The sequence below is a fragment of the Pseudomonas sp. B2M1-30 genome (assembly GCF_025447575.1).
Classification (GTDB): domain Bacteria; phylum Pseudomonadota; class Gammaproteobacteria; order Pseudomonadales; family Pseudomonadaceae; genus Aquipseudomonas; species Aquipseudomonas botevensis.
In genome coordinates, this window is the sequence record NZ_JAOEJT010000006.1 from 41,312 (window position 1) to 54,413 (window position 13,102).

Sequence of the window (13,102 nt, forward strand, 5' to 3'; positions counted from 1 at the left end):
ATGACATCCCATACTTTCAAACCTGACATGCCCCCACCGAGCAGCAGCATCGGCGTAGTGGCGTGGATGCGCGCGAACATGTTCTCCAGTTGGCTCAATACCCTGCTGACCCTGTTTGCGTTCTACCTGATCTACCTCGTGGTCCCACCGATTCTCAGCTGGGCGATCCTCGATGCCAACTGGGTCGGCACCACCCGCGCCGACTGCACCAAGGACGGCGCCTGCTGGGTATTCATCCAGCAGCGTTTCGGCCAGTTCATGTACGGCTACTACCCGACCGACCTGCGCTGGCGCGTGGACCTGACCGTGTGGCTGGCGGTCATCGGCGTGGCACCGCTGTTCATCTCGCGCTTCCCGCGTAAAGCGGTGTACGGGCTGAGCTTCCTGGTGATCTACCCGATCGTTGCCTACTGCCTGCTTCACGGCGGTGTGTTCGGCCTGACCACCGTGGCGACCAGCCAGTGGGGCGGCCTGATGCTGACCCTGGTGATTGCCACCGTCGGGATCGCCGGTGCGCTGCCGCTGGGGATTCTCCTGGCGCTGGGGCGTCGCTCGAACCTGCCAGCGATTCGCGTGGTCTGCGTGACCTTCATCGAGTTCTGGCGCGGCGTGCCGTTGATCACGGTGCTGTTCATGTCCTCAGTGATGCTGCCGCTGTTCCTGCCCGAAGGCATGAACTTCGACAAGCTGTTGCGGGCGCTGATCGGCGTGATCCTGTTCCAGTCGGCCTATGTCGCCGAGGTGGTGCGTGGCGGTCTGCAAGCGATCCCCAAAGGTCAGTACGAAGCCGCCGCTGCGATGGGCCTCGGTTACTGGCGCGCCATGGGCCTGGTGATTCTGCCGCAAGCCCTGAAGCTGGTGATCCCGGGCATCGTCAATACCTTTATCGCGCTGTTCAAGGACACCAGCCTTGTGATCATCATCGGCCTCTTCGACCTGCTCAACAGCGTCAAGCAAGCCGCCGCCGATCCGAAATGGCTGGGCATGGCCACCGAAGGCTACGTGTTCGCCGCCCTGGTGTTCTGGATTTTCTGTTTTGGTATGTCGCGCTATTCCATGCATCTGGAACGCAAGCTCGACACTGGCCACAAGCGTTAGGAGTTCTCTGTAATGAGCGAAGCAATCAAAAAGCCAGTGGGGCCTGAAGGCATCATCCAGATGCAAGGCGTCAACAAGTGGTACGGCCAGTTCCACGTTCTGAAAGACATCAACCTCAATGTCAAACAGGGCGAGCGTATCGTGCTGTGCGGCCCGTCGGGCTCCGGCAAGTCCACGACCATTCGCTGCCTGAATCGTCTGGAAGAGCACCAGCAGGGCCGCATCGTGGTCGACGGCGTAGAGCTGACCAACGACCTCAAGCAGATCGAAGCGATCCGCCGTGAAGTCGGCATGGTGTTCCAGCACTTCAACCTGTTCCCGCATCTGACCATCCTGCAGAACTGCACGCTGGCGCCGATGTGGGTGCGCAAGATGCCCAAGCGCAAGGCCGAGGAAATCGCCATGCATTACCTGGAGCGCGTACGCATTCCGGAGCAGGCGCACAAGTTCCCGGGGCAACTGTCCGGTGGTCAGCAACAACGTGTGGCGATCGCCCGCGCGTTGTGCATGAAGCCGAAAATCATGCTGTTCGACGAACCGACTTCGGCACTCGACCCAGAGATGGTGAAAGAGGTTCTGGACACCATGATCGGCCTGGCCGAAGACGGCATGACCATGCTCTGCGTAACCCACGAAATGGGCTTCGCCCGCACCGTGGCCAACCGGGTGATCTTCATGGACAAGGGCGAGATCGTCGAACAGGCGGCGCCGAACGACTTCTTCGACAATCCGCAGAATGATCGGACGAAGTTGTTCCTGAGTCAGATTCTGCATTGATGCAGAGGTGATTTCTGAAACAGACCCGGCCTTGTGCCGGGTTTGTTTTTTGCGGGAAACCTGTTCAGGAGGCGGGGAGGGTTTCGCGTTCCGTGTGAACAGTGTCCTTGAACCCCCGCAAGTCCGCGCCTTCCCCCAGCACGCGAGCGTCGGCGAGCAAATGCGGATAACGATCGAGCAGGCGCATCAATACCATCAACGCCTTGGGAGGCAACGTTTCACCACGTTCATAGCGTGAAAACGCGTTGTGCCCGCCGCCCGAGAGCAGTTGCACTGCGTCTTTCTGAGATAGATGGAGTTTGCGGCGAATGCGCTTCATCTCATTGCCGATCATTTGCCTGCCGGCGATGACCAGTTCGTCGCAGGCATCCGAATAACGCTCTGCGCTACCTGGGTCGAAGATGACCTCTGCGCAGGCCTGGCACTCCCAACCGGATAAGTCATCGAGCCGCCGCTCCATGCCCTTGACGCTCATGGTTTCGCCGCGACCCTTGAAGTGCCGCATCCCCTCGGGGGCACCACAGCTGAAACATTGCTTTGTGTTCATGGATTTTTCTCCTTGAAGGAGATCACCGGAGGTTCACTACCTGTGCAGTAAGTGACCTTGATGTATATCTCCAAATCGTTCCAGGTCGTGTGATAGACGTCTTGCCAGACTCGATGATCGCTGTAGGTGGTCATCGATTTGTAAAGCATCCGGCTGTTGAGTTCGAAAACGACCTGTTGCATTTCATTGAGGCTCAGACCCAAGTCCCTGCCGGTATTTCGGGCAGTTCGGGTGAACGCTTCTCTACCCAGTCTCCTGACATCCTCCTTGATCACCGCCAAGTTGTAGTGGGGTGTGTTTTTCTCCATAAAAACCTGAGTCCCGTCCCTGAAATTACCCTTAAAGGGTAATTTTGACCAATCGAAAATCCCGCTCCATTCCCTCTCTCTGACCGTAGGCGGTTGCCGTCCTACACGGAGCTGATTAACATGTCAGAAAATTCATCCCATGATTGGATGAAAGGACGAATCCCATGTCAGAAAATTCTTTGCTCATTAAGCGGTCACTGGTCGATCAGGCGCTGGACCAGTTGCGCCAGCGCATCACCGACGGCACCTGGCAGGTCGGCCAGCGTCTGCCCACCGAGCCCGAGCTCTGCGCGGAACTCGGCATCAGCCGCAACACCGTGCGTGAAGCCATGCGCGTCCTGGCGTTTTCCGGGTTGATCGAAATCCGTCAGGGCGACGGCAGTTATCTGCGCGCGGTGGTCGACCCGATGGACACCCTCAAGGCGTTGTCCCGGTGCTCACTGGATCAGGCCCGGGAGACCCGGCACATTCTCGAAGTCGAGGCCATCGGGCTGGCGGCCCTGCGCCGTACCGATGAGGATCTGGTGGCATTGCGCGATGCACTCGGGGTCAGCGGTTGCCACTACCACGGTGACCTCGACACTTACATCGCCTGCGATCTGGTGTTCCACCGCCGACTGGTGGATGCCGCGCACAACCCGACCCTCAGCGAGCTGTATCGCTATTTCTCCAGCATTGTCGGCGCGCAATTGCGCCAGACCCTGAACATCGTCCCGCGCCGCCAGGAGGTGTTCGACCTGCATGTCGCGCTGCTCGACGCGGTTGAACAACGCGATCCGGAGCGGGCCAAAGCTTTATCCAGGCAGTTGATCAATGAACCTTGAAACCGAGAAGTCCATGTCCCGCAGTGAGTTGTCCACAGCCGCCAAACACTCGACCGAGATCGAAGAGTTGCTGATCGACGCCGAGGCCAATGATGAGCAGGTGCAGCAGAGCCATCCGCTGGTACGCCGTCCCTGGCTATTGCTGTTGGGGTTGATCCTGGTGGCACTGAACTTGCGCCCGGCGCTGTCCAGCATGGCGCCGCTGCTCAGCGACGTGTCGAAAAGCCTTGGGTTGTCGGCCGCCCAGGCGGGGCTGCTGACCACATTGCCGGTCCTCTGCCTGGGGCTGTTCGCCCCGCTGGCACCGATGCTGGCGCGGCGCTTCGGCGCCGAGCGAGTCGTGCTGGGAATTCTTTTGACGCTGTCCGGCGGCATTATCCTGCGCAGCAACTTCGGTGAGATCGGTCTGTTCGCCGGCAGTGTGCTGGGCGGTGCCAGCATCGGCATCATCGGTGTGTTGTTGCCGGGCATCGTCAAACGCGACTTCGCCAAACACGCGGGCACCATGACCGGTGTCTATACCATGGCCCTGTGCCTTGGCGCGGCGATGGCGGCGGGTTCGAGCGTGCCGTTGAGCGAGCATTTCGACCACAGTTGGGCGATGGGCCTGGGCTTCTGGGTGATTCCGGCGCTGGTGGCGGCGCTGTTCTGGCTGCCTCAGGTGGGGCAGAAACACGGCGCGCACAATGTCGCCTATCGGGTGCGCGGGCTGCTGCGCGATCCGCTGGCCTGGCAGGTGACGTTGTACATGGGGCTGCAGTCGTCGCTGGCCTATATCGTGTTCGGCTGGCTGCCGTCGATCCTGATCGGGCGCGGGCTGACGCCGACCCAGGCGGGTCTGGTGCTGTCCGGCTCGGTGATCATCCAGCTTGCCAGTTCCCTGGCGGCGCCGTGGCTGGCTACCCGTGGCAAGGATCAACGCCTGGCGATCGTGGTAGTGATGGCGTTGACCCTAGGTGGTCTGTTCGGCTGCCTCTATGCACCGATCGAAGGGCTGTGGGGCTGGGCGATCCTGCTTGGCCTGGGGCAGGGCGGCACGTTCAGCCTGGCGCTGACCCTGATCGTTCTGCGCTCGCGCGACGCCCACGTCGCTGCAAACCTGTCGAGCATGTCCCAGGGTTTCGGCTACACCCTCGCTTCGATGGGGCCGTTCGCGGTCGGCGTGGTGCACGACTGGACTGGCGGCTGGAATGCCGTGGGCTGGATCTTCGGCATCATCGGCTTCGGTGCGATCCTTGCCGGGCTTGGGGCCGGGCGAGCGTTGTATGTGCAGGTGCAGAGCGAAAAGATCTGAGGCTCGCCAGTTCCACCGTTTTAATCCGCACCGCCGCCATTCGAATCACGAATGCCGATAGTGTTTCCGGCGATTGCAGATTATCGTGCTGGCAATCTGTACATTCTTTGGAGATTGCCCATGAGTGAAGCCCACGCCGCCCTGATTACCCGGTTCTACCAAGCCTTCCAGCGCCTCGATGCCGAGGCGATGGCCGCCTGTTACACCGATGATGTGGTGTTCAGCGATCCGGCCTTCGGCGAACTGCGGGGCCGTGATGCCGGCGACATGTGGCGCATGCTCACCACCCGTGCCAAGGACTTTTCGCTGACCTTCGACAACGTGCGTGCCGACGAGCGCAGCGGCGGCGCCCATTGGGTGGCGACCTATCTGTTCAGCCAGACCGGCAACATCGTGATCAACGACATCCAGGCGCGTTTCGTCTTCCGCGACGGCAAGATCTGCGAACACCACGACCACTTTGACCTGTGGCGCTGGTCGCGTCAGGCCCTCGGCTTCAAAGGTCTGCTGCTGGGCTGGACGCCGCTGGTACGCAACGCCGTTCGCGCCCAGGCGTTGAAAGGGCTGAAGGCATTTCAGGCCGGGCGCTGATAAGATCGCGGCCTGTTTCCTACACGCCCTGACCGTTACGTGACCACCCTCAGCGAAAATCCTGTCGATGCCGACGTCCCGACGAGCAAGTCCTGGTTCGTCTATCTCGTGCGCGCCGCCAACGGCTCGCTCTACTGCGGGATCAGCGATGATCCCGTGCGCCGCTTTGCCAAACACCAGAGCGGCAAGGGTGCACGGTTTTTCCTCTCAAGCCCGGCCATGGCACTGGTCTACACCGAGCGCTGCCGCGACAAGGGCGATGCGCTGCGCCAGGAGCGGCTGATCAAGAAGTTGAGGAAGAGTGCGAAGGAGTGTCTGGTGGCGGGGTATCAACCTGACTGATGGGTTCCCATCAGCCACATCCGTAGGCCGCGATCCAATTGCACGCTAAGCTGCTGATTCACTTTCTGTGCGGCGGAGCCGAGCATGTCCGAGCTTATTCTTCACCACTACCCAGCCTCTCCATTCGCCGAAAAGGCCCGGCTGCTGTTGGGGTTCAAAGGTTTGTCCTGGCGTTCGGTGAATATCTCGCCGGTGATGCCCAAGCCCGATCTGACGGCCTTGACCGGTGGCTATCGCAAGACCCCGGTGCTGCAGGTCGGCGCCGATATCTATTGCGATACCGCCTTGATCGGTCGTCGCCTGGAGCAAGAAAAGGCTCAGCCGGCGTTCTTCCCGGAAGGTCAGGAAATGATCGCCGCCAGTTTCGCCACCTGGGCGGATTCGGTGGTGTTTCAGCATGCGGTGAGTCTGGTGTTTCAGCCGGAGTCCGTTGCGGTGCGTTTCGGCAAATTGCCGCCGGAAGCGATCAAAGCCTTCCTGGCCGATCGCGCGGGGCTGTTCAGCGGTGGCAGCGCGACCCGGCTGTCCGCCGAGCAGGCCAAGCATCAATGGCCGACGATCATGGCGCGCCTGGAGCAGCAGTTGCAGCGCGAGCAGGGCGACTTTCTGTTCGGCGATCCGTCAATTGCCGACTTCGCCATGGCCCATCCGCTGTGGTTCCTCAAGGCGACCCACGTGACTGCGCCACTGGTGGACGCTTATCCGGCGGTGTCGGCTTGGCTGGGGCGCGTGCTGGGCTTCGGGCATGGCGCGGCGAGTGAAATGAGCTCCGAGGAAGCACTGGAAGTTGCGCGCAATGCCACCCCGGCGGCACTGCCGGATGAGCAGTTTGTCGATCCGAATGGATTCACGGCGGGCCAGCAGGTAGCGATTGCGGCGACGGATTACGGCGTTGATCCGGTGGCCGGGGAATTGGTGTTTGCCGGGCGCGAAGAGTTGATCCTGCGCCGCGAGGACGCGCGTGGCGGGGTGGTGCATGTACACTTCCCGCGATTCGGCTTCCGCATCGAGGCCCGCTGAAACGCCACTGTGGGAGCGGGCAAGCACGCTCCCACAATGCGTTCTATTTCAGGGCGGCGAGTATTTCGTCCGGGTCGAACCCGCGAATCAACGTACCGTTGACGTCGATCAGTGGAATCCCGCGCCCGCCCAGCGCTTCATAAGCCTTGCGCGCCTCGGCGTCCTTCTCGATATCGAACTCCTTGAACGGAATGCCCTTGCTGTCGAGAAAACGCTTGGTCTGCTTGCAGTAGCCGCACCAGTCGGTGGCGTAGAGCGTGACGCTGGCCTGCGCTCGCGTCTGCTCGGACACCATTTGCGACGGATTGAACACCCGCTCGATCTTGCCCCAGTTCTGATAGACCACGACCACCAGCAGTACCAGCAGAACCTTTTTCAGCACATTGCCGAGCATCAGTTGCGGCGCTTCAGCTGATCGGTCAGCGAGGTCGGCAGGCCCTTGATGACCAGGGTGCCGGCTTCTTCGTCGTACTCGATCTTCGAGCCCAGCAGGTGCGCTTCAAAGCTGATCGACAGGCCTTCGGCGCGACCGGTGAAGCGGCGGAACTGGTTGAGCGTGCGCTTATCCGCCGGAATCTCCGGCGACAGGCCGTAATCCTTGTTGCGGATGTGATCGTAGAAGGCCTTCGGGCGTTCTTCATCGATCAGTTCCGAGAGTTCTTCCAGGCCCATCGGCTCGCCGAGTTTGGCCTGGCTGCTGGCGTAGTCGACCAGAGTCTTGGTCTTCTCGCGGGCAGAGTCTTCCGGCAGGTCTTCGCTTTCGACGAAGTCGCTGAAGGCCTTGAGCAGGGTACGGGTCTCGCCCGGGCCGTCGACGCCTTCCTGACAGCCGATGAAGTCGCGGAAATACTCCGAGACCTTTTTGCCGTTCTTGCCCTTGATGAACGAGATGTACTGCTTGGACTGCTTGTTGTTCTGCCACTCGGAGACGTTGATCCGCGCCGCCAGGTGCAACTGGCCGAGATCGAGATGACGCGACGGGGTCACGTCCAATTGATCGGTCACCGCCACGCCTTCGCTGTGGTGCAGCAGGGCGATCGCCAGGTAATCGGTCATGCCTTGCTGGTAGTGGGCAAAGAGTACGTGGCCGCCCACCGACAGGTTCGATTCTTCCATCAGCTTTTGCAGATGCTCGACCGCCACCCGGCTGAACGCGGTGAAATCCTGCCCGCCGTCGAGGTATTCCTTCAGCCAGCCGCTGAACGGAAATGCGCCGGACTCCGGATGAAACAGGCCCCAGGCTTTGCCCTGTTTGGCGTTATAGCTTTCATTGAGGTCGGCGAGCATGTTCTCGATGGCCGCGGACTCAGCCAGTTCAGAGTCGCGGGCGTGCAGAACTGCGGGTGTGCCGTCGGGTTTTTTGTCGATCAGGTGGACGATGCAATGACGGATCGGCATAGGCTTCTCGGCTGGTGGAAGGGAGGAGGGCAGGCTCCCCCGAAAAAGCGCCCAGTGTACCGCAACCATTGGTTTTGGCGCGGGTTGAGGGGCAATTCAGGGTCACGGGTCGGCCCTTATGCATTTATTTACCGCTTTAGCGCAATAAACCTGACCATTTGGCTAGCTAGAGGCGGATATTTCCTTGTCTCTGTGCTAGTTTTGCCCGGTCTTGCGCGAAGTCACCGCGACAAGCATGCATTCAGCTTTTGTCAGGTCGAACCAAACCTTGATTTCGGCATCTATAACCCCGACTCGTCGTGGTTATCGCCGAGGGTGCCAGATCCAGAAGATCGGGCTCGATGGCTGACACTGCACTCTGCAATCCATATGAATTTGATAGGGAAGGAACACTACATGGCTCTTACTAAAGACCAACTGATCGCCGACATCGCTGAAGCTATCGACGCGCCGAAAACCACCGCGCGCAACGCTCTGGAGCAACTGGGTCAAATCGTTGCCGATCAGCTGGAAAACGGTGCCGAAATCACTCTGCCAGGTATCGGCAAGCTGAAAGTGACCGAGCGTCCTGCCCGTACCGGCCGTAACCCATCGACTGGCGCTGCCATCGAAATCGCTGCCAAGAAAGTTGTCAAGTTCGTTCCAGCCAAAGCGCTGACCGACGGCATCAACAAGTAAGACAGCATGAAAAACCGTGCACTGGAGCGATCCGGGCACGGTTTTTTTGTGTCCGCAGAAAAGTGCTTACTGCGCTGAGGCCTTGCTCCAGCGAGCCTGACGCCAGGCCTGTTGCTGTTCCGGGGTCTGGAAGGTCCAGGCGACGAAACGGCTCTGCTTCTGACCCTGGCCCATCTCCACGACCTGGCTTTGCAGGGCGCCAGCCTTGTTCAGCGCGGTCTGGATCGCCGGCAGGTTCGACGCTTTCGATACCAGCGTGCTGAACCACAACACCTGCTGCGCCACCTGCGCGCTCTCGCTGACCAATTGGGTGACGAAGCGCACCTCACCGCCCTCGCACCACAACTCCGCCGCCTGCCCGCCGAAGTTCAGCACCGGCAGCTTGCGTTTCGGATCGGCCTTGCCCAGCGCGCGCCATTTGCGGGTACTGCCCCGAGTAGCTTCTTCGAGGGAGGCGTGGAACGGCGGGTTGCACATCGTCAATTCGAAGCGTTCGGTGGCTTCCAGCAGGCCAAGCAGGATGTGCTTGCGATTGCCTTGCTGGCGGATCTGGATCGCCTTGTTCAAGCCGTTGGCCTGGACGATGGCCCTGGCGGCGGCGATGGCCGTGGCGTCGATGTCCGAGCCGAGGAACTGCCAGCGATAATCGCTATGGCCAATCAGCGGATAGACGCAGTTCGCGCCCATGCCCACGTCCAGCACCTTGACCGCCGCCCCGCGCGGGATCACGCCGTCGTTATGACTGGCCAGCAGGTCGGCGAGAAAGTGTATGTAGTCCGCACGCCCCGGCACCGGTGGGCACAGGTAATCGGCGGGAATGTCCCAATGGGCGATGCCGTAGAACGCCTTGAGCAGCGCCCGGTTGAACACACGCACAGCCTCGGGACTGGCGAAGTCGATGCTTTCCTTGTCATAGGGGTTGATGATCACGAACTTCGCCAGTTCCGGCGTGCGCTTGATCAGCGCCGGGAAGTCGTAACGGCCCTGATGGCGGTTGCGCGGGTGCAGGCTGGCCTTTTCCTTAGGTGCGCCGTTGGCGGCCGGGGTCTTGGCTTCAGGCTTCTTGCGCGCGGGTTTGGGTGGGCGTGGAGCGGTCATGGGCGAGGTCGATTCGGGTAAGGCTGAAAGTGGCGGGCATTGTCCCACATCTGAACAGGGCGGGTGATTTGACAGGCATGAAAAAGGGAGGCCGTTGCGGGCCTCCCTTTTTCCGTGCGATTTGCCGTTACAGGCTGGCAATCCGCGCGTGCTGCTCAGCCAGCTTGGCCAGTGCCTGTTCGGCCTCGGCCAGTTTGGCGCGTTCCTTGTCGATGACTTCGGCCGGAGCCTTGTCAACGAAACCAGCGTTGGACAGTTTGCCGCCGACGCGTTGGACTTCACCCTGCAGACGCAGGATTTCCTTGTCCAGACGTGCCAGTTCCGCATCCTTGTCGATCAGGCCGGCCATTGGCACCAGCACTTCCATCTCGCCGACCAGTGCGGTGGCGGACAGCGGCGCTTCTTCGCCAGCGGCCAGGACCGTGATCGATTCCAGGCGTGCCAGTTTCTTCAGCAGCGCTTCGTTCTCGGTCAGGCGACGCTGATCTTCGGCGCTGACGTTCTTCAGATAGATCGGCAGCGGTTTGCCCGGGCCGATGTTCATTTCGCCACGGATGTTGCGGGTGCCGAGCATCAGGCCCTTGAGCCATTCAATGTCGTCTTCGGCCGCCGGATCAATGCGTTCTTCGTTGGCCACTGGCCAGGCTTGCAGCATGATCGTCTTGCCCTGAATGCCAGCCAGCGGCGCGATGCGCTGCCAGATTTCTTCAGTGATGAACGGCATGAACGGATGCGCCAGGCGCAGCGCCACTTCCAGTACGCGCACCAGGGTGCGACGGGTACCGCGCTGGCGCTCGACCGGCGCGTTTTCGTCCCACAGCACGGGCTTGGACAGTTCCAGATACCAGTCGCAGTACTGGTTCCAGATGAACTCGTACAGCGCCTGCGCCGCCAGGTCGAAACGGAACTGATCCAGTTGCCGGGTCACTTCGGCTTCGGTGCGTTGCAGTTGCGAGATGATCCAGCGATCGGCCAGCGACAGTTCGTAGGCTTCGCCGTTCTGGCCGCAGTCTTCGCCCTTGTCCAGAACGTAACGCGCAGCGTTCCAGATCTTGTTGCAGAAGTTGCGATAGCCTTCGACGCGGCCCATGTCGAACTTGATGTCGCGACCGGTGGACGCCAGCGAGCAGAAGGTGAAGCGCAGGGCGTCGGTGCCATAGCTGGCGATGCCGTCGGCGAATTCGTCGCGGGTGGCTTTCTCGATCTTCTTCGCCAGTTTCGGCTGCATCAGGCCGGAAGTGCGTTTCTGCACCAGGGTTTCCAGCTCGATGCCGTCGATGATGTCCAGCGGGTCCAGGACGTTGCCCTTGGACTTGGACATTTTCTGGCCCTGACCATCACGCACCAGACCGTGTACGTAAACGGTCTTGAACGGAACCTGCGGGGTGCCGTCCTCGTTCTTGATCAGGTGCATCGTCAGCATGATCATCCGGGCGACCCAGAAGAAAATGATGTCGAAACCGGTGACCAGCACGTCGGTGGAGTGGAACTTCTTCAGAAATTCGGTTTTTTCCGGCCAGCCCAGGGTGGAGAACGTCCACAGACCGGAACTGAACCAGGTGTCGAGAACGTCGTTGTCCTGTTGCAGCGTCACGTCGGCGCCGAGGTTGTGCTTGGCGCGGATTTCCGCTTCGTCGCGACCGACGTAGACCTTGCCCGACTCGTCGTACCAGGCCGGAATCCGGTGGCCCCACCACAGCTGACGGCTGATGCACCAGTCCTGGATGTCGCGCATCCACGAGAAGTACATGTTTTCGTATTGCTTGGGCACGAACTGAATACGGCCGTCTTCAACGGCAGCGATCGCAGGCTCGGCCAAAGGCTTGGTGGACACGTACCACTGGTCAGTCAGCCACGGCTCGATGACGGTGCCGGAGCGGTCGCCTTTCGGCACTTTCAGGTTGTGGTCGTCGACGCTGACCAGCAGGCCGGCGGCGTCGAAGGCGGCAACGATCTGCTTGCGCGCTTCGAAACGCTCGAGACCGGCGTACTCGGCCGGGATCTGGCCGTCGATGCTGTCGTTCAGCGTGCCGTCGAGGTTGAACACCTGCGCTGCCGGCAGCACGTTGGCATTCTTGTCGAAGATGTTCAGCAGCGGCAGGTTGTGGCGCTTGCCGACTTCGTAGTCGTTGAAATCGTGGGCCGGGGTGATTTTCACGCAGCCGGTGCCGAATTCAGGATCGCAGTAATCGTCGGCGATGATCGGGATGCGGCGGCCGACCAGCGGCAGCTCGACGAACTTGCCGATCAGGGCCTTGTAGCGCTCGTCGTTCGGGTTAACAGCCACGGCGGAGTCGCCGAGCATGGTTTCCGGACGGGTGGTGGCGACGATCAGGAAGTCGTTGCCTTCGGCGGTTTTCGCACCGTCGGCCAGCGGGTACTTGAGGTTCCACAGGAAACCTTTCTCGTCGTGGTTTTCCACTTCGAGGTCGGAAATCGCCGTGTGCAGCTTGGTGTCCCAGTTGACCAGACGCTTGCCGCGATAGATCAGGCCGTCTTCGTGCAGGCGCACGAACGCTTCTTTTACGGCTTCCGAGAGGCCGTCATCCATGGTGAAGCGCTCGCGGCTCCAGTCCACGGACGAGCCGAGGCGGCGGATCTGACGGCTGATGTTGCCGCCGGACTGCTCTTTCCACTCCCAGACTTTCTCGAGGAATTTTTCCCGGCCCAGGTCGTGGCGATTCTGGCCCTGGGCTTCGAGCTGGCGCTCTACCAGCATCTGAGTGGCGATACCGGCGTGGTCGGTGCCCGGCTGCCACAGGGTGTCGCGACCCTGCATGCGGCGGAAACGGATCAGGGCGTCCATGATCGCGTTGTTGAAACCGTGACCCATGTGCAGGCTGCCGGTGACGTTCGGCGGCGGGATCATGATGGTGTAGGAGTCGCCCGCGCCTTGCGGGGCGAAGTAGTTCTCGGACTCCCAGGTGTTGTACCAGGAAGTTTCAATGGCGTGCGGCTGGTAGGTCTTATCCATGCGCGGCGGGACCCTATTGGCATTTATTCAGGAAAAGCCGGGAAGTATAGCGGGGCATGGGGCGCAGGGCGAGCGGGGGAGGACAATGTGCAGCTTCAGATGCGGTGTACATTCAATGTGGGAGCGGGCAAGCCCGTTCCCGTAAGGAGATCG

General features: G+C 60.9%; 14 protein-coding genes. 8 read left to right on the forward strand and 6 right to left on the reverse strand.

Annotated features, from left to right (window positions below; all coding sequences use genetic code 11):
• Positions 1 to 1,098, forward strand: a complete 1,098-nt coding sequence (locus N8H74_RS13870) for an amino acid ABC transporter permease (protein ID WP_217832313.1) — start codon at positions 1 to 3, stop codon at positions 1,096 to 1,098.
• 12 nt (positions 1,099 to 1,110) lie between these two features.
• Positions 1,111 to 1,875, forward strand: a complete 765-nt coding sequence (locus N8H74_RS13875; protein WP_003221897.1) for an amino acid ABC transporter ATP-binding protein — start codon at positions 1,111 to 1,113, stop codon at positions 1,873 to 1,875.
• Between the two features lie 64 nt (positions 1,876 to 1,939).
• On the opposite strand, the gene N8H74_RS13880 is transcribed toward N8H74_RS13875, so the two are convergent.
• The gene (locus N8H74_RS13880; protein WP_262148215.1) at positions 1,940 to 2,422 is read right to left on the reverse strand and encodes a type II toxin-antitoxin system MqsA family antitoxin; all 483 of its coding nucleotides are present in this window, start codon (positions 2,420 to 2,422) and stop codon (positions 1,940 to 1,942) included.
• Positions 2,419 to 2,730, reverse strand: a complete 312-nt coding sequence (locus N8H74_RS13885) for a type II toxin-antitoxin system MqsR family toxin (RefSeq protein WP_217832315.1) — start codon at positions 2,728 to 2,730, stop codon at positions 2,419 to 2,421. The genes N8H74_RS13880 and N8H74_RS13885 overlap by 4 nt, the downstream gene beginning before the upstream one ends.
• A 164-nt stretch (positions 2,731 to 2,894) precedes the next feature.
• Here N8H74_RS13885 and N8H74_RS13890 point away from each other — a divergent pair, with 164 nt between their 5' ends.
• From N8H74_RS13890 to N8H74_RS13910, 5 genes are all read left to right on the forward strand, one after another.
• The gene (locus N8H74_RS13890; protein ID WP_262148217.1) at positions 2,895 to 3,554 is read left to right on the forward strand and encodes a FadR/GntR family transcriptional regulator; all 660 of its coding nucleotides are present in this window, start codon (positions 2,895 to 2,897) and stop codon (positions 3,552 to 3,554) included.
• Positions 3,544 to 4,848: a CynX/NimT family MFS transporter gene (locus tag N8H74_RS13895; protein WP_262148219.1), complete on the forward strand. Its 1,305-nt coding sequence runs from the start codon at positions 3,544 to 3,546 to the stop codon at positions 4,846 to 4,848. Before N8H74_RS13890 ends, N8H74_RS13895 begins: the two co-directional genes overlap by 11 nt.
• A 120-nt stretch (positions 4,849 to 4,968) precedes the next feature.
• Entirely contained in the window at positions 4,969 to 5,439 is a 471-nt protein-coding gene (locus N8H74_RS13900; RefSeq protein WP_077571232.1) for a nuclear transport factor 2 family protein, read from the forward strand.
• Between the two features lie 39 nt (positions 5,440 to 5,478).
• The gene (locus N8H74_RS13905) at positions 5,479 to 5,781 is read left to right on the forward strand and encodes a GIY-YIG nuclease family protein (RefSeq protein WP_262148222.1); all 303 of its coding nucleotides are present in this window, start codon (positions 5,479 to 5,481) and stop codon (positions 5,779 to 5,781) included.
• 84 nt (positions 5,782 to 5,865) lie between these two features.
• On the forward strand, positions 5,866 to 6,801 hold the full coding sequence (locus N8H74_RS13910) for a glutathione S-transferase family protein (protein ID WP_262148224.1): 936 nt from the start codon (positions 5,866 to 5,868) through the stop codon (positions 6,799 to 6,801).
• A 43-nt stretch (positions 6,802 to 6,844) separates the two neighbouring features.
• Here N8H74_RS13910 and N8H74_RS13915 read toward each other — a convergent pair whose 3' ends face one another.
• Both N8H74_RS13915 and yejK read right to left on the reverse strand, forming a co-directional pair.
• Positions 6,845 to 7,195 carry a glutaredoxin family protein gene (locus N8H74_RS13915; protein ID WP_262148226.1) on the reverse strand — a complete coding sequence of 117 codons (351 nt, stop codon included), beginning with the start codon at positions 7,193 to 7,195 and terminating at the stop codon, positions 6,845 to 6,847.
• A complete protein-coding gene (yejK, locus tag N8H74_RS13920) occupies positions 7,195 to 8,199 on the reverse strand; it encodes a nucleoid-associated protein YejK (RefSeq protein ID WP_262148228.1) in 1,005 nt (334 codons plus the stop codon). Before yejK ends, N8H74_RS13915 begins: the two co-directional genes overlap by 1 nt.
• A 396-nt stretch (positions 8,200 to 8,595) precedes the next feature.
• Here yejK and N8H74_RS13925 point away from each other — a divergent pair, with 396 nt between their 5' ends.
• Entirely contained in the window at positions 8,596 to 8,877 is a 282-nt protein-coding gene (locus N8H74_RS13925; protein ID WP_217832322.1) for an HU family DNA-binding protein, read from the forward strand.
• Positions 8,878 to 8,943: 66 nt separating this feature from the next.
• Here N8H74_RS13925 and rlmF read toward each other — a convergent pair whose 3' ends face one another.
• Together rlmF and N8H74_RS13935 are read right to left on the reverse strand one after the other, a co-directional pair.
• The gene (rlmF, locus tag N8H74_RS13930; protein ID WP_262148231.1) at positions 8,944 to 9,975 is read right to left on the reverse strand and encodes a 23S rRNA (adenine(1618)-N(6))-methyltransferase RlmF; all 1,032 of its coding nucleotides are present in this window, start codon (positions 9,973 to 9,975) and stop codon (positions 8,944 to 8,946) included.
• A 127-nt stretch (positions 9,976 to 10,102) separates the two neighbouring features.
• Entirely contained in the window at positions 10,103 to 12,949 is a 2,847-nt protein-coding gene (locus N8H74_RS13935) for a valine--tRNA ligase (RefSeq protein ID WP_262148233.1), read from the reverse strand.
• Positions 12,950 to 13,102: the final 153 nt, after the last annotated feature.

Bases quoted from the DNA above. Each gene is read 5' to 3' on its own strand.
- N8H74_RS13870 (WP_217832313.1), top strand. From the start codon at position 1: ATGACATCCCATACTTTCAAACCTGACATGCCCCCACCGAGCAGCAGC.
- N8H74_RS13875 (WP_003221897.1), top strand. From the start codon at position 1,111: ATGAGCGAAGCAATCAAAAAGCCAGTGGGGCCTGAAGGCATCATCCAG.
- N8H74_RS13880 (WP_262148215.1), bottom strand. From the start codon at position 2,422: ATGAACACAAAGCAATGTTTCAGCTGTGGTGCCCCCGAGGGGATGCGG.
- N8H74_RS13885 (WP_217832315.1), bottom strand. From the start codon at position 2,730: ATGGAGAAAAACACACCCCACTACAACTTGGCGGTGATCAAGGAGGAT.
- N8H74_RS13890 (WP_262148217.1), top strand. From the start codon at position 2,895: ATGTCAGAAAATTCTTTGCTCATTAAGCGGTCACTGGTCGATCAGGCG.
- N8H74_RS13895 (WP_262148219.1), top strand. From the start codon at position 3,544: ATGAACCTTGAAACCGAGAAGTCCATGTCCCGCAGTGAGTTGTCCACA.
- N8H74_RS13900 (WP_077571232.1), top strand. From the start codon at position 4,969: ATGAGTGAAGCCCACGCCGCCCTGATTACCCGGTTCTACCAAGCCTTC.
- N8H74_RS13910 (WP_262148224.1), top strand. From the start codon at position 5,866: ATGTCCGAGCTTATTCTTCACCACTACCCAGCCTCTCCATTCGCCGAA.
- N8H74_RS13915 (WP_262148226.1), bottom strand. From the start codon at position 7,195: ATGCTCGGCAATGTGCTGAAAAAGGTTCTGCTGGTACTGCTGGTGGTC.
- yejK (WP_262148228.1), bottom strand. From the start codon at position 8,199: ATGCCGATCCGTCATTGCATCGTCCACCTGATCGACAAAAAACCCGAC.
- N8H74_RS13925 (WP_217832322.1), top strand. From the start codon at position 8,596: ATGGCTCTTACTAAAGACCAACTGATCGCCGACATCGCTGAAGCTATC.
- rlmF (WP_262148231.1), bottom strand. From the start codon at position 9,975: ATGACCGCTCCACGCCCACCCAAACCCGCGCGCAAGAAGCCTGAAGCC.
- N8H74_RS13935 (WP_262148233.1), bottom strand. From the start codon at position 12,949: ATGGATAAGACCTACCAGCCGCACGCCATTGAAACTTCCTGGTACAAC.